This window comes from Aliagarivorans marinus DSM 23064 (genome assembly GCF_000429485.1).
Lineage (GTDB): Bacteria > Pseudomonadota > Gammaproteobacteria > Enterobacterales > Celerinatantimonadaceae > Aliagarivorans > Aliagarivorans marinus.
This window is the reverse complement of record NZ_KE386908.1, coordinates 114706-138219: the sequence shown is the minus strand read 5'-3', so window position 1 is coordinate 138219 and position 23514 is coordinate 114706. Positions and strand designations below refer to the sequence as shown.

Below are 23514 nucleotides of genomic sequence, written 5' to 3'. Positions count from 1 at the left end.
CCAGCGCGAACGACGGCGCCAGCAAGCGCCCAGTTGGAGATACCTCAATGTCGTTGATTGACTTAAATGGCGAGTGGCAACTGAGCTCACCGCAACATCCTCATATCAGTGTTCCCATGACCCTGCCGGGCGATAATCATAGCGCCCTGTTGGCAGCTGGACTGATTGAAGACCCCTACTACGGCACCAACGAGAAAAACGTACAGTGGGTCGGCGAATCTGAGTGGCAGATCAGCCGAAGTTTCATGGTTGATGAGCAGGCGCTCAGCGCCAGTGCACTGGATCTAAAACTGGGGCGGGTGGATACCGTGGCCAGGGTACTGATAAACGGCCAAGAGGTGCTGGCATGCAGCAATATGTTCCGCCTGTATCGGGTGGACATTAAGCCCTTCGTAAAGCTTGGCGAGAACCAGATTGAAGTGCGCTTTGCCCGCGCCGATGTGGAGGCCAAGGCGCGCGCGGAGCGTCTGCCCTTCCCGATCCCGTCATCGATGGGCAGCAACAACCAGATCCCGCATATGAACCTGCTGCGCAAAACCCAATGCCATGCGGGTTGGGACTGGGGGATCTGCTTGATGGTATCGGGGATCTACGATGCCATTGAGCTGGTGCCGGTACGCGAATGCCGCTTAGAGCGCGTGAGCACCGAGCAGTTCTGGCAGCGCGATGGCAGCGTGGTGGTCAAGGTCAGCGTGCAGCATGACCCAATTGCCGGGCAGCCCATTGAGCTAAGCTTAGGCGAGCTTAAACAGCAGATCAGCAGCGATGCCAATAGCAGTAGCTGTGCCAGCTTCCACATTGAGCAGCCCGAGCTGTGGTGGCCTGCTGGCTATGGCGAGCAACCGCTTTATCCGCTCACCGTGTGCTTGGATGGTCAGCAGATCAGCAAGCGTATCGGCCTGCGCAAGTTGGTGCTCAACGATGCCGAAGACAGCATCGGTTCGGCCATGGAGTTTCAGCTAAACGACTTCCCCATTACTGCCAAGGGCGCCAACTGGATCCCGATTGATGCTCGCCCGAGTAACGAGACGGAAGCGCGCTACCGCCAACTACTACAGGCGGCAGTTGATGCCAATATGAACATGATCCGGGTATGGGGCGGCGGCCAGTATGAGTCGGACCTGTTCTATCAGCTCTGCGACGAGCTAGGCCTGATGGTGTGGCAGGACATGATGTTCGCCTGCTCGCTCTACCCCTCAACCGATGAATTTATTGCCGATGTGGTGCCGGAGCTGCGCGATCAGATCCGCCGCCTGCGCGACTACAGCTGTATCGCCCTGTGGTGTGGCGACAACGAGGTGATTGGCGCACTCAACTGGTACCCCGAGTCCAAGGCCGACAAGGTCAAGTACACGGTTAACTACGACCGCCTGAATCGGGTGGTTGGCCAAACCATTCGTGAGGAAGACCCAAGCCGCCGCTTCTGGGCCAGCTCGCCATGCAACGGCGACCTCGACTATGGCGATGCCTGGCACGAAGACAACCGTGGCGATATGCACTTTTGGGATGTGTGGCACTCCGGCGCGTCGTTCAAGGACTACCTGAAGATCCAACCACGCTTCTGCTCTGAGTTTGGCTATCAGTCGTGGCCATCGCTGGCCGAGGTAAAACGCTTTGTGCCCGAGTCGGATTGGAACGTGACCTCGCCGACATTCGAGAGCCACCAAAAGAACGCCAGCGGCAACAGCATCATCACTGAGATGTTTACCCGCTATTTCCGCTTCCCGGCAAGCTTCGAGCAGATGCTCTACCTGAGCCAAGTGCAGCAGGCCATCGCGATCAAAACCGCCTGTGAGTACTGGCGCTCAGAGAGCCCCACCTGCCGTGGCATGCTCTACTGGCAGCTCAACGACAACTGGCCGGTAAGCTCATGGTCGAGCATCGAATATAGCGGCCGCTGGAAGCAACTGCACTACCATGCCAAGCGCTTCTTTGCGCCGCAGTACATTCCCTTCCAAGAGACCGAAGACGCCATCACCCTGCGGCTAAGCAACAACAGCCGCAACGCTCATGCGCTAAAAGGCCGGGTGTACTGGATGAGCTGGCAGGGCGAAGTGCTAGGACAATGGGATTGGCAGGCGCAAGCCGAGGCCGATGCCAACCAAGTGGTGTGGTCGCTGGATAAAGGCCAATGGCAGTCGCACGCCGATACCGGCTTCTTCTTCGCCGAGTTGTTCGACGCTGATGGCGGCGCGGCCGCGTTGCAAAACACCTGGTTCCCGATCCCAGAGCTAAAAGGGGTGGCCATCGAGAAGGCGAACATTTCTGTGGGCATCAAGGGCGACAGCATCGTGCTTAGCAGCGATAAACCGGCCTTCTTTGTTCACTTGGAGCACGATGGCGATGGCCGCTTTAGCGACTCCAGCTTCACCTTGCTACCGGGCCAGCCAAAGACCGTGCGCTACTTGGGTGATGATCTGGCCAGCCTGCAGCAAAGCTTGCGGGTCTACGACCTGAGCCACAGCTACTAAGGATGCCGAGCATGACTACCACGCTGTACAAGCTTGATAACTGCATCCAACACTACCAATGGGGCAGCCCAACCGCCTTCAGTGAGATGTTTGGCCTGAGCAACGAGGCGCAGCAACCGCAGGCGGAGATCTGGATGGGCGCGCACCCGAAAGGCAGCTCGCAGCTCTCGGGCAGCCCGCTCAAGCTCTCGGAGCTTATCGACCAGTCGCCCAAGAGTGTGCTGGGCGATTACACCTACCAGCGCTTTGGCGAGCTGCCCTACCTGTTCAAGGTATTGGCGGCGGCCAAGCCGCTGTCGATTCAGGTGCATCCCAATCGCCATAAGGCGCAAGCGGGCTATCGCGTCGAGAACCAACGCGGAATTGCGCTGGATGCCGCCAATCGCAACTACAAGGATGCCAACCACAAGCCCGAACTGGTGTATGCGCTCACCCCCTATACCGCGATGAACGGCTTCCGACCGATTGAGCAGATCCTGCTGCTGTTTAAGCAAGCGGCGATTAACGCTTTGCAAGCGGAGCGCGATGCCCTGCTGGCCAACCCCACAGCCACCGGGCTAAAGGCCTTCTTTGCCGCGGTGATGAACCTGAAAGGCGCACACAAACAACAGGTGCTGAACCAGCTAAAACAAGGTCACTTACAAGCAGCTCAAGGCCCACTGGCCCAAGCTGCCCACCGCTTGATTGAGCGCTTTCGCGACGAGTACCCGGATGATATCGGCCTGCTCTCACCACTGTTGCTGAACGTGGTTGAACTGGCCCCCGGCGAGGCGATGTTCCTGCATGCTGAAACGCCCCACGCCTATGTGCAGGGCGTGGCGCTGGAGATTATGGCCAACTCCGACAACGTGCTGCGCGCCGGGCTCACCCCCAAGTACATCGATGTAGACGAGCTAATCGCCAATACCCGCTTTGTGCCGATCCCACCGGATACCCTGAAGCTGGCCAGCTATCAGCAGGACAATAAGCGCTGCTACCCAGTGCCCGTGGATGACTTTGGCTTTGAGGTGCTCACCGTCGACCCGCAGGGCCACCAGCAATACCTGCGCGGTGCTGAGATCTTGTTCTGTATCGAAGGCGAGGTGAGTATCTGCGCCGGGCAACAGCTGCTCACCCTCAGTGCGGGTGAGTCGGCCTTTGTTTGTGAAAGCGCCAAGGTTTATCGCTATCAGGGCCGAGGTACGCTGGCGCGGGCGTTTAACTGAGCGCTAAAAAATGCAGCTTCCCACTGAGTCGTGGGGAGCTGCGTCTTAATACAGGCCTTCTTCATCAACCCACTGATCACAAATTAATCAATAAGAGTTTGAAACTCAGTCTCACCGCTTAACCCCTTCTAAAAACAGTTCTATGGTGTAGATGCTGTTGATCTTTCAGCCTTGGCAAAGCCACCGCTTGCTGACTTAAAAACAAGTAGAAACAGAATGTTAGCCTGGAGACCCGCTTTGCATCAGATAGCTTGAGCAGTGCTTATCGACAAAGCCCTTAAAGAAAGAGCAATGGCGTTATCTATCCGCAATGACCCATCAACTATCTATCGACAAGGGAACTGGAGATGAAGCTTATGTTCAATCTGAAACGCACGATGCTCACTGCAGCTTGTACCCTGCCGCTGTGCTTACCAGCAGCCGCGGCCACCTGCGACTACGAAATAGCCAACGACTGGGGCCAAGGCTTCCAGGCCAATATCCGCATCACCAACAGCGGCACCGAAGCCATCGAGGGGTGGACCGTCTACTGGCAGTACAGCGATGGCTCCTCGGTAAGCTCTAGCTGGAACGCCGTGCTAAGCGCTACTGATGGCTACAGCGCCACCAGCCTAAACTGGAATGCCACCATCGCTGCGGGGCAAAGCGTCGAGTTTGGTATCACCGGCAGCAACGGCGCGAGCAGCGCAGAACAGGTCGTAATTACTGGCGCAGTTTGTGATGAAAGCGGGAATGGCGGTGGAGATAACGGGGGCGGTGACAATAGTGGGGGTGATAACGGCGGTGGTGACAATGGAGGAGGTGACAACGGTGGAGGCGATACTGGCGGCGATGGTGGAGGTGACAACGGCGCTTCCATGCCCGATCAGCCAATCACCGCGCTGGAGGCTGCAGCCTTGATGGGCACCGGCTTTAACCTTGGCCAGATGTTCGACAACGATCAGCATTCGCCCACTCTGGCAGCGGCATCCAAGAAAATCGATGCCTACTACGCCGAGGGCTTTCGCAATGTGCGTATCCCGGTGAGCTGGACCATCTCGATAGGCGGCTCAGCACTGGTAGATAACAGCGGCACAGTAAAGCGCGACCACCCTCGCCTGCAGCAGCTGATTAACACCGTGGACCACGCCCTGAGCTACGAGGATATGTTTGTGGTGATCAATGCCCACCATGAAGCGGCCATCAAAGATGGCAACAACGCCGCCATGCTGGAACAGCTATGGAGCGATATCAGCGATATCTTCAAAGACCGCAGCCATCGCCTGATCTTCCAGGTTCTGAACGAGCCTCACCTATCTGGCGGCGGTGCGATGTCGCCTGATAACCTGCGGCATATGACCGGGCGGGCTTACGATAAGATCCGCGCTAACACCCCCACCCGCATCGTAGTCATTGGCGGCAACCAATGGTTTGGCGCCCATGAGATGGCCATAAGCTGGCCGAATCTGGATGCTGTGGGCGGCGGAGATGACAGCTACCTGATGGCCTCGTTCCACCACTACAACCCTTGGTCCTTCCATGGTCAGGGTAACCATATGACCGACTGGAACAGCTCGCACTTGGAAGGCCCCTTCTCCACCATGCAGAACTGGGCCAATGGCGTGGGCCAAGGCATGCCTATCTACATCAGTGAGTGGGGAACCGACTGGGGCCAGTACAAGAGCGCGATGGACTGCAATAACATCCGCGCCTGGTATCAAGCGCTCGCCGAGCACGCCCGCCTAGAAGGTATTCCCACCTCGGTATGGGACGACGGTGGCTGGTTTATGATCTTCAGCCACGCCAGCAACAGCTATAACAACAACCTGTATCAGTGCACAATCGGCGGTAGCTGTGATTACAGCCCCGCAGACAGCAGCCGTTTTAACGCGGCCTGCAACTGATCTCCCACCCAACCCAACAAGGTCGCCAGATGGCGGCCTTTTTTGATGCCCATAGCGGCGATTAAGGTTTGCTTGTGAGCCCGATTCCGGTTCAAATAGCGCGCTTGTTTTTAAACTTCGCTCTAAGAGGATCGACCATGAAGTATGTGGGAGCCCACGTCAGCGCCGCCGGTGGCGTTGAGAACGCGCCGCTTAATGCCGCCAAACTCAATGCCAAAGCCTTCGCCCTGTTCACCAAGAACCAACGCCAATGGCAGGCCAAGCCGCTTACCGAGAAGAGCATTCAGGCCTTTAAGAAGAACCTCAGTGAGGCAGGCATCGCCCCCGAGCAAGTGCTTACCCACGACAGCTACCTGATTAACCTCGGCCACCCGGAGGCCGAGGCACTGAGCAAATCCCGCAATGCCTTTATCGACGAGCTGGAGCGCTGCCACCAGTTGGGTCTGCCGCTGCTGAACTTCCACCCGGGCAGCCACCTGCGCAAGGTCAGCGAGCAAGATTGCTTGGCGACCATCGCCGAGTCGATCAACCTGGCCCATCAGCAGGTACCCGATGTGGTCGCTGTGATTGAGAACACCGCCGGTCAAGGCAGTAACCTAGGTTGGCGCTTTGAGCACCTCGCCGAGATCATCGAGCAGGTTGAAGATAAGCGCCGCGTGGGCGTGTGCATCGATACCTGCCACGCCTTTGCCGCAGGCTACGACCTATCCAGCATGGAGGCGAGCGCCGAGAGCTGGAGCGAGTTCGCGAAAGTAGTGGGCTTTGAGTACCTACGCGGTATGCATCTTAACGATGCCAAGAGCACCCTAGGCAGCCGGGTCGACCGCCACCACAGCCTTGGGCAGGGCAATATCGGCTGGGATGCCTTCCGCTTTATCATGCAAGACCCACGCTTTGATGGGATCCCGATGGTGCTGGAAACCATCGACGATACCATTTGGGCTGAGGAGATTGCCGCGCTGTATCTGCTACAGCACAGCTAGCAGCATAAGTGAGAGTGAGGGCGAAGGTAAGAGTGATGGCGGGCACTACTTGTAAGCCCGCCAATCGACGCCAAGCTTTTTCATCCGGGCGCGCAAGGTATTGGGGTTGAGCCCTAGTAGCTGAGCCGCCCCATTAGTACCTTCTACCACCCCTTGGCAGTGAAGCAACGCCGCTTGGATGTGCCGCCGGTTCACTTCGTTGAGATCCCAGACGTGCTCGGCGTTTGTCTGGGAAGGGCAACCAGTAGCATGCGCAGCGGTGTCAGCAGGCAGCGTTGCCACCCCCAAGGCTGCCGTGATGTTGAGCACGCCGTTCTGGGCTAACAGCGCAGCGCGGTCGATGACCGAGGCCAACTCGCGCACATTGCCCGGCCAGTGATAGCCCTGTAGTGCCAGTAAGTCTTCGGCGGCCAGCCGCAGCGGCGGCAGGCCAAAGCGCTTACAGGATTTGGCGGCGAAGTGGCTAATCAGCTCAGGTAGGTCTTGTAGCCGCTCCCTAAGCGGTGGGATACTCAGTGGGAATACCGCCAAGCGATACCATAAGTCTTCACGAAACCGCCCTTCAGCAATCATCTGTGGCACGTTGCGATGCGTGGCCGCCACGATCCGCACATCCACTTTGAAGGGGGCTTGCCCACCCACTCGCTCAACCCAACCATCTTGTAGCACTCTTAACAGGCGGACCTGAGCGGCCAGTGGCAGCTCGGCCACTTCATCGAGCAGCAAGGTGCCACCATTGGCCCGTTCGAACCAACCACGATGCATGCTGGTTGCGCCGGTAAATGCGCCCTTTTCATGACCAAACAGCTGCGAGTCGATAAGCTCGGGCGGAATAGCGCCGCAGTTACAGCGAATAAACGGCTGCTCAGCACGGGTGGACAGGCTGTGTAAGGCCCGGGCAATCACCTCTTTACCGCTGCCCGACTCGCCCATCAGCATCACCGGCGCAGGCACACTGGCCAGTTGCTTAACCTGTTGCACCACCCCTGCCAAGCCGCCCTCCGCGCCAACAATACTGCCACCCAACGAGTCTTCTAACGGCGCTACACTCACATGACTGCCGCTATCCAAGTGCAACTTTAGGCAGGCCGCTAGGGGCTCTGCCACTTCTTGTAGCGCCTGCTCTAAGCTCGGCTCCGGCTTGATGGCACTGGCCAACGACAGGCGAAGCAGGTAGGGCTGTTGTCGATACACGCCGAGCCCCAGCAGCAAGGTAGGTTGCGCCAAGCCAAGGCTTAACTCTTCAGGGAGCTGCTCATTTCGCAAAGTCTGTAGTTGCTCAGCGCAGCGCGTCAGTGCATCAAGTGACGCCGGCTTGCTGATAGCGAGCTGGAATGGGTTTGCTGTCTGGCCATCTATAGACAGCGACTCCAGCCTTGCTTGCTGGCGATCAAAATGCAACACCTGTAGCAGCAGAGGCCCTTGCAACTTGGCCAGACCCAAACTGGCTTGCTGCAGACAGTGCATAATACTGTGGGGCTTACCAAGGCTTTGCCAGCAGGCCAAGGCTAAGCCCGAGAATCGCTTCATACCGCCCTCATATTTAGTAGTTAGTCATTAATGAGCTACCAAATATAGCAGGCAGTTCTACGATATTTGGTGATGGCGATCACCATCACCAGAAATAGTCTTTATATTCAATAGTTAAAAACAGGCACGTTGCTTGATTCGTCATGGGGTAAATCACTGACGAAAAGGAACTCCTATGACGACTGCACTGCTTACCCTCCCCAGCCATCTGCTACGCCTAAGACGGGTGCAACTCAGCCTGCTACTGATTACAGCCTGCCTGCTGGCACTCACTGCGCATGGTTGGTTAACACTGGCCGATCCCCACCAGCTAACTCCCTTACTGCTGGTTTTCTTTGCTGCATTTTGCTGTGAATACATCGATTCCAGCCTGGGCATGGGCTACGGCACCAGCTTAACCCCGCTGCTACTGCTGGCCGGCTTCGAACCTCTACAAGTGGTGCCATGTATCTTGCTGAGTGAACTGCTCACCGGCATTGCCGCCACACTGATGCACCATCGCGATGGCAATGTCGATATCCTTGGCGATCGCCAAGCGCGCGGGGTGGCATTCTTATTGGGGCTGCTTAGCGTACTGGGTGCAGTGGTAGCGGTGAGCTTCGCCGTTAGCATCTCGAAGCAGCATCTAACGCTGTTTATCGCCGGCGTCATCCTGCTTACTGGCGTGATTACCCTGCTCAACGCCAACAAGCGACTGCGCTTTCGCCTAGGACATATCCTTGCCATCGGCACTCTGGCAGCCTTTAACAAGGGAGTGAGCGGTGGCGGCTATGGGCCATTGGTGACCTCAGGCCAAGTGGTGTCGGGGATCTCGGCACGTAAAGCGGTAGCGATCACCTCATTTAGCGAGGCCCTCACCTGCCTGGTTGGCTTGCTGGCCTACATGCTACTGCTAGAGCAGATCGACTGGAGCCTGGCCCTGCCGTTGAGCGCTGGCGCCCTGTGCTCAGTACCACTGGCCACCTTTTCCGTACGCGCGCTAAAAGAGCAGCTGCTGCGTCGGCTGGTGGGGATCTGCTCATTGACCCTCGCCTGCTTGATGATCATCAAGCTGTTTGTGTAGAGCGGTAAGGGGCAAGTCTTGTGCTGAGTTGCCCTTGTTTGATGTGCTTTCTTTGATGTGCGTTCATTCCGACTTACCCTATCGATTGTCAGAAATATTTACACTAAAGGGGTAGAAAACGCGGCTTCCCCGCTCCCCTAAGCCGTTTATTCCCAATTGATTCTGCTGTTACTGATACAACCAAGGTGAAAACATCACAAAGCTAAATAGTACATCACCTCACATGATGCGCATTTTATATTTACAGCTTTTGCTGCCATTAACTTTTACACCACCCTATTAACTGCATTAATAAATGATCGTAACCACATGTAAATTATGGATTTTTACGAATGGTACGGTTCCTGCTAGTTGCCAAGAGTAATGCGCTCTGTTTGTTTGAACGCTTAATCTAAGGGAACTTACCATGAAAGGAATATTTAAATTGAGCTTAGGAGCCCTACTATTTGGGATAACAGGCCTAGCTCAGGCAACTCAGCTTTATTTCAATGTCGATGGTATTCAAGAACATGGCTTCGATTACTTGAAAGCAGATGTTTGGGTGCAATCAACTATATCTGGAAACTTAATCAACTGTTCAGCTGTTGGGGAAAAGTGCTCAGTTCCAAATACAGCCGGGATCCAAACTTACGATGAGATGGATCCAGGGAAGTCGCCCGATGAAAGCAGAGTAACTTCACTCGAACCTAATGGCTTAAATGTTAATGATGGTGGATATAGCAATATCTGGGATCTTTCGGTAAACATTATCTCTCCAATTATCGGTGAGTATGTTGGCCTTCCAAATGGATTAGCAGCTCCTTTCTACCAGACCGGTACTCTGGCGCTCGATTTAACAGGAGCATATGGTAACAAGAGCATTGCGGAGATGAACGTTACGTCGGGATACGTTGATGCCGGGAATGTCGAGTTACGAGGCGTATTCGACTTTTCGAATCTCGAGGATATAGGCGATGCTTTTGACGGTGACTTCCTCATGATCAATTGGGACGGAGAAATCCAATCCGTTTATGATCTTTGGCTAGAAGATATCGAAATTGAATGGATCTATCAGTTCAACATTCCAAAAGAATTTGATGAGGAAACTAGTACATGGGAAGACGTTGCCTTTGTGTTACAAGAAAACGGAGACGCCATACGTAACATAAAAATTGGTGGTGAATTCCGAATCACCTCGGTTAACGAGCCGGGTGTATTGGCAATGTTTGGCCTAGGCTTATGCCTGCTGGGCGTACGTTACCGACGTCAACGCCACTAGGAGCACGAGCTCCAGTTCATTCCAAGCCAAGCCTAAGATCAAGCCAGCCCCCAAGCTGGCTTTTTTGCGCCCTAAACCTTAGTTATCTTTGAACAAGCTAACTTTTATCCCCGCCAGTAAGCTTTCCACACAAGCTAAATCGTAGCTCTGCGGGTCGCTATGCCAGCGCTCGAAGCAGCCACTGATAAAGGCCACATACAAGAACACCGCCGATGAGGGCGTGTGAAAGTCCTGCAAATAGCCGCCCGCTTCGATGGCCTGAAAGGCCAGCAGCATCTTGCGCTTCTCTTCGTCGCGCTGGGCTTTAGTATGCGCCAAAAACTCATCGTCACCATGGGCTTGCAAGCTTACCTTGACCAAGGCCTGCATCTGCGGGTCGTCGAGCAGCTGACGGAGCAGGCGTTCGGCTATCAACATCATCCCTTGGGGCAGCTCCGCAGGGGTGCGCATGCCAATCTCATTGAACAGCTCGCCATAGGGCTCGAGTAGCTGATCCCACAAGGCGCAGACCAGTGCCGCTTTGTTCTCAAAGTGCCAATAGATAGCACCACGGGTCAGCCCGGCATGGCTGGCGATCTGCGCCAGCGTGGTCTTAGCCAAGCCTTTCTCGGCGAACACGGCGGTTGCAGCAGCTAACAAGGCTACCCGGGTCTGGGCGGCCTCTTGTTTGGTACGTCGCGCCATCGATTAAACTCCTTCTATTTCGACGTTTGATTCACTGCGTGGCTGTTGATCCTGCTTGGATACGGGCTTAGTTACCTCAGGCTTGGTTAAGAGCAGATAAAACGCCGGGATCACCACCAAGGAGATCAGCGTTGAGGCCACCAAACCATAGACAATCGCCATACACAGCGGATACCACTGCGGGTCGCTATAGGCCAGCGGCAGCAGGCTCAAGATGGTGGTTAGGCTGGTGCTGAGGATCGGCCGCAAGCGATCCGCCGCGCCCAAGCTGGCGGCCTGAGCCACACTCTCGCCGCGGCGCAGATGCTGGTTCATGGTATCCACCAACACGATGCCGTTGTTCACCGCAATACCGGCCAAGGAGACGATGCCGATAAGCCCGGAGAAGGACATCACGGTGCCGGTGAGGAAATACCCAAAGAAGGTACCGATCATCGCCAGTGGCACCACCAAGATAATGATCAGCGGCTGGGCGAAGGAGTTAAACATCAGGCTGAGCAACACAAAGATCGAGCCCATCGCCACCAAGAAGGCGATCCCCATCTGCCCATAGCTCTCATCGGCCTTGGTCACCTCGCCGCCAAAGGCGTAGCGATAGCCCGCCGGCCAACTCTCGCTCAGCTCGCTCATCACCTCTTGCATGTCGGCGACCACTTCCGCGGCGGTGCGCCCCTCCGCCCGTGCAGTGACAGTTACGGTGCGTTGCCCCTCGCGGTGGACAAATACCCGCGGGGTCGGCTGTACCTGAAACTCCACCAGCTCGCGCAGCGGTACCACCCGCCCCTGCTGGTTGAGGATCGGCAGCTGGTTTAGCTCGGCGATATGCCTTGGCCCACCTTGGCTACCCAAGCGGCTGGGCCACAACATACTGAGGCGGATTTTCGGGTCGTCTTCCACCCCTTCCACCTTAAAGTGGCCAATCTCATCCTCTTCCATGGCGACCCGGATCTGCTGGGCCAGCTCGGCCTCGCTGATACCGTGGAAGCTGAGCATCTCATGGCGCGGGAAGAAGCGGATCTCGTTTAGGGCCGGCCCTAGGTTATCGGCTACATCGCTGCTACCGGGAATGCTTTGTAGCTGACGCTTAACCTCGGCCGCTAAGTGAATCAGTTGATTGTAATCGGCACCGATTAAGTCGATCTGGATCGGTGCCGCAGTATCGGGGTTGCCACCGATGTGCACCAGCTTCACCGTCAGTCCTGGTTCGTCGGACAAGGCCTTGTCCAGCCCTTGGCGCAGCGGCTCTAAGTATTCAAACGACAGGCTATCGCGCTGGTCTTTGGGCAGCAGAGTCAGGCTGAATCCCACCTGATTCCAAGCCTCGCTCGGCAGCAGTGCATCGTTGAGGTTGGCGGTGGTCATTGGGCTCTTGGCGCCCACGTAGGCGATGATCTTCTCGATATAGTCTTGCTCGAGTAAGAACTCGCCAGCCTTATCGGCGACACGTTGCGACTGGGCCAAGGTGGCGTCGGGGGCTAACTCAATAGACACGCCAATCTTGCGGTCATCCGCCTCTGGGTACATCTCGGAGGGCAACAGACCCGCGATGTGCAGGCTAAAGGCAAACAGGCAAAACGCCGCTGCACTCCAGAGAAAGGCATGCACACGGCTGGCCAGTACCCAGCGGCTTAGCCAGTTGCTCAAGCCCTCGCGCACCCGTTCGGCGAATTTGTCCATCAGCAGCGGCTGGCTGTTGGCGGCATTCTTCTCCAGCATATAGCGCGACAGCGGCAGGCAAACCAGGAAGGCAACAAACAGGCTGAGCAGCAAGGTCACAGTAATGGTGATTGGCAGGATGCGGATAAACTTGCCGTCGATGCCGCCCACCATCATCATCGGCACCATCGCCAAAATCGTGGTGAGCTGACCGGCGGTAGCCGGCAGGGCAAACTGCTTGACCGTGGCCATGGAAGCCTCGGCGAAGCTGAGCTGACGAACAAACAGGTTCTCGTGCATCCCTTCCATCACCAAGATGTACACGTCCACCATCAGGCCGAGTGCTAGCACCATGCCGATCATAATCATCGAGTTAAAGCTGTAGCCCAGCGCGCCCATAGTGGCGAGCACTGCCAGCATGGTTACCGGTAGTGCCAAACCGGCGATCAATGCCTCACGCCAGGTGAGCAGCAGCATCAGTACTGCAAACACGATCACCACCGCTTGCAGCATCGAGCTGGAGATATCGTTAAAGGCCTGCTCAATCAGCTCGCCGTCATCGTTGATGTGGGTCATGCTCAGGCCCTGCGGCCAGTCGGCCTGACTTTGCAGCTCCTCGACCAGGGCGATGGTGGAGTCGATCACAGCAAAGGTATCGGCGCCGGGGCGCTTCAACACATCCAGCGTAACGCCACGCTGGAAGGGCTCGCCACCGATGCTGAAGTAGGTGCGGCTGCGCTCCCGGTCGAGGCGCAAGTCCACCTCGGCCAGCTCATACAAGCGCACGGTACGCTCGCCCAAGCGCAATATTGGCAGCAGTTCCACCTGCTGCACCTGCTCAAAGCGCCCCGCCAGATACATGGTGAAGGTATTCTCTTGGGCCTCAAACTCGCCCCAGGCCATATCCAAGTTGGCCGCCTGAATACGCTCGCGCACCAACAGTGGGGATATGCCTAACTCGCGCAAACGCGACGGGTCGAGCCGCACATGCAGGCTCTTCTCGCGCATCCCGACGATATCGACTTTTTTCACCAGCGGCAGCTGCTCGAAGGCGCGCTCGACCCGCTTAGCGGTATCGGTGAGCAGCAGGTCGTCGACCTCGCCGCTCCCTGCGTTACTACTTAGCGACCAAGAGATCACCGGCATATTGGAGACCGACATCTCTTCAATCTCCGGCTTCTCAATACCAGCGCCGCTGGGGAACTCTGCCTCGGCCTTGTCGATGGCGTCGCGCAGTAGCTGCATCGCCTCGAGCATCGGCATATCGGCATCGAACTCCACCGCGACCACCGAGAAGGAGTTGTAGGAACCGCTGGAGAAGGTCTTCAGCCCTTTTAGCGCCAGAATCTCATCTTCTAAGTGCTTGGTGACCTCTTTCTCCACCTGCTCCGGCGCGGCGCCCGGCCAGTAGGTCAGCACAATCGCCGAGGGGATCTCCAGATCGGGATAGTTCTCGCGCACCATGCCGTTGTAGGCGAGCACGCCAACCAACAGCACCATTCCCAGCAGCAGCTTGGCCAGCTGGGTTTCAACAAACAGTTTTTTGCTGAGTCGCTGCATCTCTAGCGCTCCACCAGATTAACCTGAGCGCCCTCGACCAGCAGATGCTGACCACGAGTCACCACAGTATCGCCGACTTGTAGCCCGTTGGTAACCTCAACCTTATTCAGACCTTGTATACCTAGCTCGACATCGCGGGTGGTGACGCGCATCTGCTCATCCACCACAAACACAAAGGCATCAGCACCGCTAAAGCTCAGCGCATGTAGTGGCAGCGCCAGCACCTCCGGCTTGTTCTGTGCGGCGATCCACACCCGCACAAACTGGCCATCACGCAGCCGGCCATCTTGCTGGGACAGGCGCACTTTTACAGTGAGCGAGCGCTGCTGCAGATTAAAGGCTGGGCTTACCGACCACACCCGGCCTTGATGGACATTGGCCGTTTCGCTGTCCTGCACTTCCCCCTCCTGCAGTGCCGCCTGATAAAGCTGCTGATCGTCGCTGGCCAGCCAGACGGTTTGGCCCTCTTCGATAAGGTCGGCATCGCGGCCGGCAATCTCGAGGCGTACCTCTAGCTCGCTGTCATCGACCACCACAATCGCCGAGCTCAGCTCACGTTCGCGGTCGCTGGCAGCGCTCATCGGCAGGTAGTAGTGATTATCTTCGACGATGTTCATTGCCGAGATCACCCCATCGAAGGGAGCAAACAGGCTGGTTTTTTCCAAGCTGATGGTGGCGCGGTTTAGCTCGGCGCTCAGGCTCTTGGCCTCGGAATCAATTGCGGCGAGTGCGCTTTCGGCGGCAGTGACCGAGGCTTGGGCGTTCAGCCAGGCGGTGTTGACCCGGTCGAACTCGTCTTGGGAGATCAGCCCGCGCTGATGCACCTCTTTCATTCGCTGGTAGTTTTGCTGATTAAGGGTGCGCTCGTTCTGCGCTTGCAGCAATCGCGCCTCTAGCTCGCGCCGCTGCGCCGCCACGGCTTGCAGTTGCGATTGCAGCGAGGTGACCACCGCGCTGTTATCGCGGCTGTCGATCTGCGCCAGTAGCTGGCCATGGTTAAGCTCGCCCTGCGGGCCAAACACCCGCGAGCCAGCGCGCAGTTCGGTGCCATCTTGCTGAGTGCCAATCGCCACTACCTTGCCGGGATACTCAAAGTCGAGGAAGGCCTTACGCTTGGCCTTGATGGTGCCCTCGGAGAAGACCCAACGGCTGATCGACTCGGGCTGCACCGTTACCACTTCCACCTTGGCAATCGGCAGCTGGCGTTGCGCCATCGCCGGTTGGTTTAGCAGTCGCACATAGCGCACCATCACCAGAGCCAGCAAGCCCAATACAATCAACAACAACGGCATGCGTTTAGCCCAGCCGGGCAGACGCGTAAACAAGCTCGCCATAGCGCTCTCTCACTACTTAATCAGAAACGCCAGGAATTATACATACATCCTTGTATGTATAATTAAGCCATATCAAAATCCAGACTAATTGCCAGCGCTATCATGCAACTATTAGCGGGCTTTGTACTCTTACTCAGGGCGAAACAGCGCAACTAAGTAGCAGCTACTCAAAACCGGACAATTTGCCGTGTTATCTTGGTCAAAGCTGCTATACCATCAAATTATCAACTAGTTATCCTTGGAGAGACTCAATGAAGCCATGGTGGATGCTGGTGCTTGCCCTATCGGTAAGCGTGGCAACTGTTACGAGCGAGGCCGCCAGCCGCTCAGTTCAACCACAGCCAAGTGACCAGCGCATCGTGCTGGGGCGTACCGAGTTTATTCGCTTCCCCACACTCCCCGAGCTAAACGGCGCGCCGCTCACCGGCAAGATCGACACCGGCGCCGAAACCACCTCGATGCACGCCGAAGATATCCATGTGAACAGCAGCAATCCGCTGTTCAGCGAGCTCAGCGATCAAGCCCTGATGAAGGCGATTGGCGAGCACTACGGCAAGGTAGAAGATTCTTGGTGGCTGGAAGAGTTCGACAATGACCAGCGCAAGATTAACGCCACCGTCAGCTTCACCTTGGTCAACCCTCACAGCGGTGAGCGAGTAAGCCTGACCAAACCATTGGCCCGCTTAAGCCTGATCAAAGGCCGCGGTGACGACGAGAGCCAGTACCGCCCAGTGGTTCGCTTAGAGCTAGATATCGGCGGTAAGCGAGCGCTTACCGACATCAACCTAACCGACCGCAGCCGCTTCAGCTACCCGGTACTGATTGGCAAGAGCTACCTGGCAGATGCCGCCTGGGTGGATGCCGGTGCCGACTACTTGGGAGAGCAGGCACAGGCGCGCATGTTAGGTCGTCAAGAGAAGGCGTGGTTTGAGGGCATGCCGATGAACGTCAGTTACACCTTCTCCAGTCGCCACAGCATGCTACATGCCATGAATGTGGTGGTTGATGAGCAGGCCGGCACAGTCAACTTCACCAGCGAAGGCACCAAAGGCAAGCCGCAAACCTTAGAGCTGCCACTCTACAAGATGCTCAACTTTAGCAATGCCAGCTACCCGATGGTGTACATCCCGGTTTATTGGCAAGCGCCCGATAAGGCCGGCGCCGAACCTGACCATCTTCTGGTCTATCTGAAGGACCGCAGCAAGCTGTCCTCCCAGCTTCGTCTCGGTCTGGAAGCGCAAGCCCAGCACTACCAGATTGCCCTCGATCAGAAGTTTATCGCCAAGAAAGATATGCGCTGGTCGAGCTTTGCCATCGACAACCCGCAAGCCATTGAGATCAGTAACCTCGAGACCTTGCTGGTCGATGGCCAGCCGGTCACCGCAGAGCCTGCGACCGGGGTAAACACGCCGCTGTTAGATGTCAGCAATATCGTCAGTAGCGGCAGTGGCAAGGGCCGCAAGGTCAGCTATCTGCTCACGGACAACCAAGGACAGCGCCATGAGCGCGTGTCACCGCAGCTAAAACGCATTGCGGTGGGTAAAGAGAGCCGCCCGGTCATCGATGCCGAGCTGCAGCTAGGCGAGCAGCTACTGGAAACGGAAGTCGCGCTGCAGCAGAGCGAGGCTGCCAGCAGCCCCTCAATGCTACGGATTGGCCGCGGCCTGAGCGATGAGCACTCGGTGGTAGTAAACGTGCGTCGTGAGCAGCGCTTGGCGCTGACGGAGCAATACCGCGCCGGATACATCGAGCAAGTGGAGCTGGAAGGGATGAGCTTCCCGGCCAAGTTGGATACCGGCGCCGATGTCAGCTCGGTGCATGCCGACCATATCGAGCGCTTCCAACGCAACGGTGAGGAGTGGGTACGCTTTAGCTATCGCGACCACTTTGGCAACAGCCGAGAATTCACCAAACCGGTCAAGCGGATCATGCGCATCCGTGCCCGCGCCGGTGAGACTGCCGCCGAGCGCCCCGTGGTAGAGCTAGACATCAAGCTCGGACCCATTGAGCACAGTGTCGAAGTCAACCTACAGGATCGCTCGCGCTTTGAGTACCCGATGATCCTCGGCAAGAACTTCCTACGCCACGGCTTGGTAGTAGGCAGCAACGAGCAGTTCCTGCTAACCGAGCAATAGCAACCAATGTTCACTTTGCCAACCAGTACCCTTTCGGTATGCTGGTTGGCAAGCTTACTCACGCGACGGTATTTCAGCTTGAAGATCGATATTTCAGTTTTTTTCAAAGGCATGGCCATGGGCTGTGCCGACTTGGTGCCGGGAGTCTCTGGCGGCACCATCGCCTTTATCAGCGGTATTTACTATCGCTTACTCGATGCGATTGGCCAGTTTAAGCCGAGCCTGTGGCAGGTGTTTCGCCAGCAAGGGTTTAAGGCGGTACTCAAGCAAGTGGATGCGGGCTTTTTGGCCACCTTGCTGGCTGGCATTTTATTTGCCATTGCCTCGCTGGCGCGGGTGATCAGCTACCTGTTAGAGCATCAGCCGATTGCCATCTGGAGCTTCTTCTGCGGGCTGATCCTGATCTCCTTTGTGATGATCGTGCGGCAGATAAAAAGCCGCAGCCCGTCGGTTTGGCTGGCTGCCCTGGCCGGATTCTACATCGCCTACTTGATCACCTTCGCACACCCCATCGCCCTCTCCGATGGCTACCTTGGGGTGTTCCTAGGCGGCATGATTGCGATTTGTGCGATGATCTTACCCGGTATTTCCGGCTCGATGATCTTGCTGCTGCTGGGCTTGTATCAGCCGGTGTTACTGGCGGTTAAATCCGCTAACTTGCCGCTACTGGCCTGCTTCGCCATCGGCTGCGCCACCGGTCTGGCAACCATCGCCCATCTGCTGTCTTACCTGCTGAAACGCTTCCACGACCAAACGCTGGCCTTACTAAGCTGCCTGATGCTTGGCACCCTAAACAAAATCTGGCCGTGGCGTGAGGTAATGAGCTGGCGTACCAACTCCTCGGGTGAGCAGGTGCCGCTGTTTGAGCGAGCAATCTCGCCCTGGAGTTATGAGCAACTCACCGAGCTGCCAGCACAGATCCCTGTGGCGGTAATTTGCTTGGTACTGGGTTGCGGCATCGTTTGGGCGCTGGAGCGTAAAGCACGCTACTAACTGCAAATAGCTGGCCTCCCTACCAACAGCAAAAAGCCCTTGGCGCATAACACGACAAGGGCTTTTGTTTATCTGAATGGCTGGCAGGCTAGGCTTGATCCTGCTCTTTTTGGAAGCGGCCGCTGAGCAACTGGCCGCGATTGCGCATGCAATACCAGTTGTAGAAGGGGTAGCCAATCAAGCCAAACACGGCGGTGATCGCCCCGTTACTAAACGGCGAGATAATCACCGTGATAAGCACACCAAAGAAGTCTGCGCCTTGAGACAGAGTGTACAAGGCCATCAGCAGGCCCAGCAGAAAACCTACCCCAAAGCCCACCAGAAACAACAGCTTCATCAGACTCATCAGATCAAGCTGCATGCGATAACGTTCGATCAATTGTTCTCTCCTGTTGGATGGCCACTTTCCAGCACCACCGTTGCAAGCGCGTAGTGGCGCTCATCACTAATACTAATATGGGCCGATACCACGCCCAACGCTTCGGCCCGCAGCTTGGCCTGCTGGCTAAAGTGCAGCAGCGGCTGACCGCTAGCGGCATGGCTAATCTCAAAATGTTGGAAGCTAATGCCTTGGGCGATGCCGGTACCCAGCGCCTTCGCTGCCGCCTCTTTGGCCGCCCAGCGTTTCGCTAAAAAGCGCCCGGGCTGAGCGTTTTGCTGCATTTGCTCCAGCTCGGCGGGGGTTAGCACCCGCTTGGCTAGCGCCGCTTGTTGGCGGGAACCGCTGATCCGCTCTATCTCGACGATATCGGTTCCCAGACCTACGATTGGCATGGCTACCGCCTAGCTAGCAGCTTACGCCGCGCGCTTGCAGCATCAGCTGCTTCATCTCGCGCACTGCCGCGTCCATGCCCACCAATACCGCACGGGCGATAATTGCATGGCCGATATTCAGCTCGAAGATCTCAGGCAGCGCCGCAATTGGCTTCACATTGTGGTAGTGCAGACCATGGCCAGCATTCACCTTCAAGCCCTTGTCGGCAGCGTAGCTGGCAGCCGCAGCCAGCTTCTTCAGCTCGGCCTGCTGCTCGGTTTCGTCGGTGGCATCGGCGTAGTGGCCGGTGTGCAGCTCGATATAAGGAGCCCCCACCTCTACGGCAGCATCGATTTGATCATCATCGGCATCGATAAACAGCGATACCTGAATGCCTGCTTCTGACAGCTTGGCCACCGCCTGGCGAATGTGCTCCACATTACCCGCCACGTTCAGGCCACCTTCAGTGGTGAGCTCTTCACGCTTCTCAGGCACCAGACACACGAAGTGAGGTTTGTGGGCCACGGCGATATCGACCATCTCGTCGGTCACCGCCATCTCGAGGTTCACCCGGGTTTGCACGGTTTGCACCATCACCGCGACATCGCGGTCGATGATATGACGGCGGTCTTCACGCAAATGAATGGTGATGCCATCGGCTCCGGCAATTTCGGCAATACTCGCAGCAAACGCAGGATCGGGATAGCTGGTCCCACGTGCCTGTCTTAGGGTTGCCACGTGATCAACGTTGACACCGAGTAGAATCTCACTCACTTCCTGTTCCTCTTAATAGTGTTAAGACTGTTGTTCCCCGGCGTCTTGGGCCGGAGATATCTGTTTAAATAGGGCGCGCGAGCGTAGCTCGCGTCCGTTCAGCAACTGGGCGATAAGCTGCCGACAAAACTGTCTGGCCAGCGGTAGTTGCTCGTCGCTGCCGATAAAATTGCACAGCTGGGCGATCTGCTCACCACTATACGAGCTGTGGCCTTGGGCGGGATAAAACCCACGAGATAAGGAGTAGCTATAGTTTTGCTGGGGTAGCCAATCCTCTGGCAGACTCAAGGCGAAGCCTAGCTCCCGAAACAGCTGAAACTCAAACTGACGCAGGCTCCGCTCGATGGGTTTAGCCGCGGCTAGCTCCAGCAGGCACTGTCGATAGCATTGATACAGCTCGGGATAGGGGCTGTGCTCATCCAGTAGATGATACAGTAATTCGTTGACGTAGAGGGCACTAAATAGATGCTTGCCAAACAGCGGCAAGGCGAGAGTCTGCGATTCGGCGTTGAGCAGGTTGACCAAGCCGCCGTTACCGGCGCTCAGTCCCACCAACAGTGGCGCACCGGGCTGTAGTAAGCTGCGCAAAGGCGAGCGCTTGTTGCGCGCGCCTCTGGCAACGGCGGTGAGCTTCCCGCGTGATTCGCTGAAGAAGGTCACCAATAGGCTGGTTTCGCGATAAGCCCGACTATGCAGCACAAAGGCCGGACTTAAGTCGTGGCTCGCCAATCCTTAGTCGTCTCCGTAACCCAGACTACGCAGGGCGCGTTCATCGTCGGCCCAGCCGGATTTCACTTTCACCCACATCTCAAGGAAGACCTTGTTATCGAACAGGCGCTCCATATCCATGCGCGCCTCGCGGCCGATGGTTTTCAGCTTCTCGCCTTTGTTACCGATAATCATCCGCTTCTGGCTGTCTCGTTCCACCAAGATCAAAGCGTTGATCTGGTAGACGCCGTTCTCCTGCATCTTAAACTGCTCGATCTCAACCGTGGTTGAGTACGGCAGCTCCTGACCGGTGAAACGCATCAGCTTCTCGCGCACAATTTCAGAGGCCATAAAGCGCGAACTACGGTCAGTCACATAGTCTTCAGGGAAGAAGTGGACGTTCTCAGGCAGGCATTGCTGAGCCCACTCACGCAACTGCTCTACGTTCTTACCGTGCTTGGCTGAAATGGGCAGGATATGGGTGAAGTTGTGCTTCTTGCCCAGCTCTTGCAGGTGCGGCAACAGCTCTTCTTTCTCTTTGACGTTGTCGATCTTGTTAACCGCCAACACCAGTGGCACCTTCATGGTCTTGAGCTTGGCCAGCACCATCTCGTCGTCGCTAGTCCAGCGAGTGCCTTCTACCACAAAGATCACCATCTCAACGTCACCCAGAGACGATGAGGCAGCGCGGTTCATCAAGCGGTTAATCGCTTTTTGCTCGTCGCTATGCAGCCCCGGGGTGTCCACGTAGATGGTCTGGTAGATGTCATCGGTATCGATACCCAGGATACGGTGGCGGGTAGTTTGTGGCTTCTTAGAAGTAATACTGACCTTTTGGCCCAACAAGCGGTTGAGCAGGGTCGATTTGCCCACATTCGGGCGACCAACAATGGCGACAAAGCCACAGCGAGTATCGTAATTCATCACAGGCGCTCCAGTACATTTAGAGCCGCTTGTTGCTCCGCCTTGCGACGGCTGGTTCCTTCAGCGACAACCGGTTGTTGCAAGTCCTCTACCTCACACTGCACGGTAAAGCGCTGATTATGCGCTTCGCCACTGACGGCGATCACCGTGTAAATCGGTAGCGGTTTTTTCATCGCCTGCAGCTTCTCTTGCAGACGGGTTTTCGGATCTTTTTGATTGATGCCCGGCTCGATCGCCGCCAGTCGCGACTGATACCACTGGTGCAGCAGCTGCTGGGCCGTGGTGATATCGGCATCGAGGAAGATAGCGCCAATAATCGCTTCAAGCGCATCGGAGAGGATCGAATCGCGGCGGTAGCCACCGGATTTAAGCTCGCCAGAGCCCAGCTTGAGGCAATCGCCCAACTCGAACTCGCGGGCGATATCGGCCAGAGTGACCTCTTGTACCAGGCTGGCACGCATCCGGCTTAGGTCGCCTTCTTTGACGTCCGGGAACTGGCGATACAGGGCATCGGCAATTACCCAGCCCAGCACTGAGTCGCCCAGAAACTCCAGGCGCTCGTTATGTTTGCTGGCAGCGCTACGGTGAGTCAGAGCCTGTTCCAGTAGCGCGATATCAGCGAACTGATATCCAATCACTCGCTGTAAGCGAGCTAACTTATTGGCATGCATCTGCGCATCCATCAAGAAATGCCACCTACTCGGTTAAATCGAACCCCGGTTGGGATCCAGCCCGGCAGCACAGAGTCGGTGCCGCGCTCAAATTCAAAACTGATCCAGATCGCGACCGCTTTACCCACTAGGTGGTCGTCGGAGACAAAGCCCCAGTAGCGGCTATCGGTGCTGTTATCGCGGTTGTCACCAAAGGCTAGGTAATGGCCCTCTGGCACTACCCACTCGCCACGCTGCAGGCCTGGCTGCGCATAGAAGTACTCGGCGCGATCCGGTGCATGCGGGTTGATCAGGATCTGGTGTGCCACATCGCCTAGCTGTTCGTTGTAGGTTTCCAGCGGATACGGCCCCTGCATAAAGCGGCCAGACACCTCAAAGTCGAGCTCAACCGGCTTGAGGCTCTCGCAAGGCTCGCTTTCGCAGCGCGGCTGAATAATCAGCTGCTTGCCGCGGTAGATCACTTTGTCGCCCGGCAGACCAACTATCCGCTTGATGTAATCGATGCGGGTATCTTGCGGGTATTTGAATACCGCGATATCGCCGCGCTCCGGCTCACCGGTCTCGATAAGCTTGGTGCGGGTCACGGGATCTTTCAGGCCATAGGCAAACTTTTCCACCAAGATGAAATCGCCAACCAACAGGGTGGGCATCATCGAGCCAGATGGGATCTGGAACGGCTCGTAGATAAACGAGCGCAGCACCATCACCACCGCAATCACCGGGAACACCGAGCGGCTGTTTTCAACCCAGCTCGGCGCTTTGCTGAGCTTGTCAGAGGCCTCTTCAGGCAGCTCGCCACCGGCGGCGGTTTGAGCATCACTCAAACGGGCTTCACGTTGCTTCTCCCAGATAAACTTATCCAGGCCCCAGATCACCCCGGTAACCAGGGTGGCGATAACAAGAATGAGCGGAAATAGGCTTGCCATAT

At 56.6% G+C, this 23514-nt stretch carries 19 protein-coding genes; 8 read left to right on the top strand and 11 right to left on the bottom strand.

Annotated elements, in window-relative coordinates:
* Positions 1-47: 47 nt before the first annotated feature.
* From G461_RS0118200 to nfo, 4 genes are all read left to right on the top strand, one after another.
* Positions 48-2471 (top strand): beta-mannosidase, encoded by a 2424-nt coding sequence (locus G461_RS0118200; RefSeq protein WP_026972921.1) that lies wholly within the window; start codon positions 48-50, stop codon positions 2469-2471.
* 11 nt (positions 2472-2482) lie between these two features.
* Positions 2483-3676, top strand: coding sequence for a mannose-6-phosphate isomerase, class I (gene manA / locus G461_RS0118195; protein WP_026972920.1), 1194 nt, complete (start codon positions 2483-2485; stop codon positions 3674-3676).
* Positions 3677-4023: 347 nt separating this feature from the next.
* Entirely contained in the window at positions 4024-5559 is a 1536-nt protein-coding gene (locus G461_RS24750; protein WP_051333677.1) for a cellulase family glycosylhydrolase, read from the top strand.
* A 137-nt stretch (positions 5560-5696) separates the two neighbouring features.
* Positions 5697-6542 (top strand): deoxyribonuclease IV, encoded by an 846-nt coding sequence (gene nfo, locus G461_RS0118185; RefSeq protein WP_026972919.1) that lies wholly within the window; start codon positions 5697-5699, stop codon positions 6540-6542.
* A 45-nt stretch (positions 6543-6587) separates the two neighbouring features.
* On the opposite strand, the gene G461_RS24745 is transcribed toward nfo, so the two are convergent.
* On the bottom strand, positions 6588-8072 hold the full coding sequence (locus tag G461_RS24745; protein ID WP_051333676.1) for a sigma-54 interaction domain-containing protein: 1485 nt from the start codon (positions 8070-8072) through the stop codon (positions 6588-6590).
* 175 nt (positions 8073-8247) lie between these two features.
* On the opposite strand from G461_RS24745, the gene G461_RS0118175 reads away from it, so the two are divergent.
* Positions 8248-9135 carry a sulfite exporter TauE/SafE family protein gene (locus tag G461_RS0118175; RefSeq protein WP_051333675.1) on the top strand — a complete coding sequence of 296 codons (888 nt, stop codon included), beginning with the start codon at positions 8248-8250 and terminating at the stop codon, positions 9133-9135.
* Between the two features lie 406 nt (positions 9136-9541).
* Positions 9542-10393, top strand: a complete 852-nt coding sequence (locus G461_RS0118170) for a translation initiation factor eIF-2B alpha/beta/delta subunit family protein (RefSeq protein WP_026972917.1) — start codon at positions 9542-9544, stop codon at positions 10391-10393.
* 78 nt (positions 10394-10471) lie between these two features.
* On the opposite strand, the gene G461_RS26550 is transcribed toward G461_RS0118170, so the two are convergent.
* The 3 genes from G461_RS26550 to G461_RS0118155 are packed head-to-tail and all read right to left on the bottom strand — an operon-like array spanning position 10472 to position 15627.
* Positions 10472-11077 (bottom strand): TetR family transcriptional regulator, encoded by a 606-nt coding sequence (locus tag G461_RS26550; RefSeq protein WP_026972916.1) that lies wholly within the window; start codon positions 11075-11077, stop codon positions 10472-10474.
* A gap of 3 nt (positions 11078-11080) precedes the next feature.
* Positions 11081-14293, bottom strand: a complete 3213-nt coding sequence (locus G461_RS24735) for an efflux RND transporter permease subunit (protein WP_051333674.1) — start codon at positions 14291-14293, stop codon at positions 11081-11083.
* A gap of 2 nt (positions 14294-14295) precedes the next feature.
* Positions 14296-15627, bottom strand: a complete 1332-nt coding sequence (locus tag G461_RS0118155; protein ID WP_026972915.1) for an efflux RND transporter periplasmic adaptor subunit — start codon at positions 15625-15627, stop codon at positions 14296-14298.
* A 251-nt stretch (positions 15628-15878) separates the two neighbouring features.
* Here G461_RS0118155 and G461_RS0118150 point away from each other — a divergent pair, with 251 nt between their 5' ends.
* Together G461_RS0118150 and G461_RS0118145 are read left to right on the top strand one after the other, a co-directional pair.
* Positions 15879-17762: a putative ATP-dependent zinc protease gene (locus G461_RS0118150; protein WP_026972914.1), complete on the top strand. Its 1884-nt coding sequence runs from the start codon at positions 15879-15881 to the stop codon at positions 17760-17762.
* A gap of 111 nt (positions 17763-17873) precedes the next feature.
* On the top strand, positions 17874-18755 hold the full coding sequence (locus G461_RS0118145) for a DUF368 domain-containing protein (protein ID WP_211236301.1): 882 nt from the start codon (positions 17874-17876) through the stop codon (positions 18753-18755).
* Between the two features lie 88 nt (positions 18756-18843).
* Here G461_RS0118145 and G461_RS0118140 read toward each other — a convergent pair whose 3' ends face one another.
* Genes G461_RS0118140 through lepB form a run of 7 tightly spaced genes read right to left on the bottom strand, consistent with a single transcriptional unit; the run spans position 18844 to position 23512 of the window.
* On the bottom strand, positions 18844-19134 hold the full coding sequence (locus tag G461_RS0118140; RefSeq protein ID WP_026958638.1) for a hypothetical protein: 291 nt from the start codon (positions 19132-19134) through the stop codon (positions 18844-18846).
* Positions 19131-19529, bottom strand: coding sequence for a holo-ACP synthase (gene acpS, locus G461_RS0118135; RefSeq protein ID WP_026972912.1), 399 nt, complete (start codon positions 19527-19529; stop codon positions 19131-19133). Before acpS ends, G461_RS0118140 begins: the two co-directional genes overlap by 4 nt.
* 13 nt (positions 19530-19542) lie before the next feature.
* Positions 19543-20283 carry a pyridoxine 5'-phosphate synthase gene (gene pdxJ, locus G461_RS0118130; protein ID WP_026972911.1) on the bottom strand — a complete coding sequence of 247 codons (741 nt, stop codon included), beginning with the start codon at positions 20281-20283 and terminating at the stop codon, positions 19543-19545.
* A 21-nt stretch (positions 20284-20304) separates the two neighbouring features.
* Positions 20305-21012 carry a DNA repair protein RecO gene (gene recO / locus G461_RS0118125; RefSeq protein ID WP_026972910.1) on the bottom strand — a complete coding sequence of 236 codons (708 nt, stop codon included), beginning with the start codon at positions 21010-21012 and terminating at the stop codon, positions 20305-20307.
* Positions 21013-21015: 3 nt separating this feature from the next.
* The gene (gene era, locus G461_RS0118120) at positions 21016-21915 is read right to left on the bottom strand and encodes a GTPase Era (RefSeq protein WP_026958634.1); all 900 of its coding nucleotides are present in this window, start codon (positions 21913-21915) and stop codon (positions 21016-21018) included.
* Positions 21915-22586: a ribonuclease III gene (gene rnc, locus G461_RS0118115; protein ID WP_026972909.1), complete on the bottom strand. Its 672-nt coding sequence runs from the start codon at positions 22584-22586 to the stop codon at positions 21915-21917. Before rnc ends, era begins: the two co-directional genes overlap by 1 nt.
* Before the next feature lie 11 nt (positions 22587-22597).
* Positions 22598-23512 (bottom strand): signal peptidase I, encoded by a 915-nt coding sequence (lepB, locus tag G461_RS0118110; protein WP_026972908.1) that lies wholly within the window; start codon positions 23510-23512, stop codon positions 22598-22600.
* Positions 23513-23514: the final 2 nt, after the last annotated feature.

Bases quoted from the DNA above. Each gene is read 5' to 3' on its own strand.
- G461_RS0118200 (WP_026972921.1), top strand. From the start codon at position 48: ATGTCGTTGATTGACTTAAATGGCGAGTGGCAACTGAGCTCACCGCAA.
- manA (WP_026972920.1), top strand. From the start codon at position 2,483: ATGACTACCACGCTGTACAAGCTTGATAACTGCATCCAACACTACCAA.
- G461_RS24750 (WP_051333677.1), top strand. From the start codon at position 4,024: ATGAAGCTTATGTTCAATCTGAAACGCACGATGCTCACTGCAGCTTGT.
- nfo (WP_026972919.1), top strand. From the start codon at position 5,697: ATGAAGTATGTGGGAGCCCACGTCAGCGCCGCCGGTGGCGTTGAGAAC.
- G461_RS24745 (WP_051333676.1), bottom strand. From the start codon at position 8,072: ATGAAGCGATTCTCGGGCTTAGCCTTGGCCTGCTGGCAAAGCCTTGGT.
- G461_RS0118175 (WP_051333675.1), top strand. From the start codon at position 8,248: ATGACGACTGCACTGCTTACCCTCCCCAGCCATCTGCTACGCCTAAGA.
- G461_RS0118170 (WP_026972917.1), top strand. From the start codon at position 9,542: ATGAAAGGAATATTTAAATTGAGCTTAGGAGCCCTACTATTTGGGATA.
- G461_RS26550 (WP_026972916.1), bottom strand. From the start codon at position 11,077: ATGGCGCGACGTACCAAACAAGAGGCCGCCCAGACCCGGGTAGCCTTG.
- G461_RS24735 (WP_051333674.1), bottom strand. From the start codon at position 14,293: ATGCAGCGACTCAGCAAAAAACTGTTTGTTGAAACCCAGCTGGCCAAG.
- G461_RS0118155 (WP_026972915.1), bottom strand. From the start codon at position 15,627: ATGGCGAGCTTGTTTACGCGTCTGCCCGGCTGGGCTAAACGCATGCCG.
- G461_RS0118150 (WP_026972914.1), top strand. From the start codon at position 15,879: ATGAAGCCATGGTGGATGCTGGTGCTTGCCCTATCGGTAAGCGTGGCA.
- G461_RS0118145 (WP_211236301.1), top strand. From the start codon at position 17,874: ATGGCCATGGGCTGTGCCGACTTGGTGCCGGGAGTCTCTGGCGGCACC.
- acpS (WP_026972912.1), bottom strand. From the start codon at position 19,529: ATGCCAATCGTAGGTCTGGGAACCGATATCGTCGAGATAGAGCGGATC.
- era (WP_026958634.1), bottom strand. From the start codon at position 21,915: ATGAATTACGATACTCGCTGTGGCTTTGTCGCCATTGTTGGTCGCCCG.
- rnc (WP_026972909.1), bottom strand. From the start codon at position 22,586: ATGCATGCCAATAAGTTAGCTCGCTTACAGCGAGTGATTGGATATCAG.
- lepB (WP_026972908.1), bottom strand. From the start codon at position 23,512: ATGGCAAGCCTATTTCCGCTCATTCTTGTTATCGCCACCCTGGTTACC.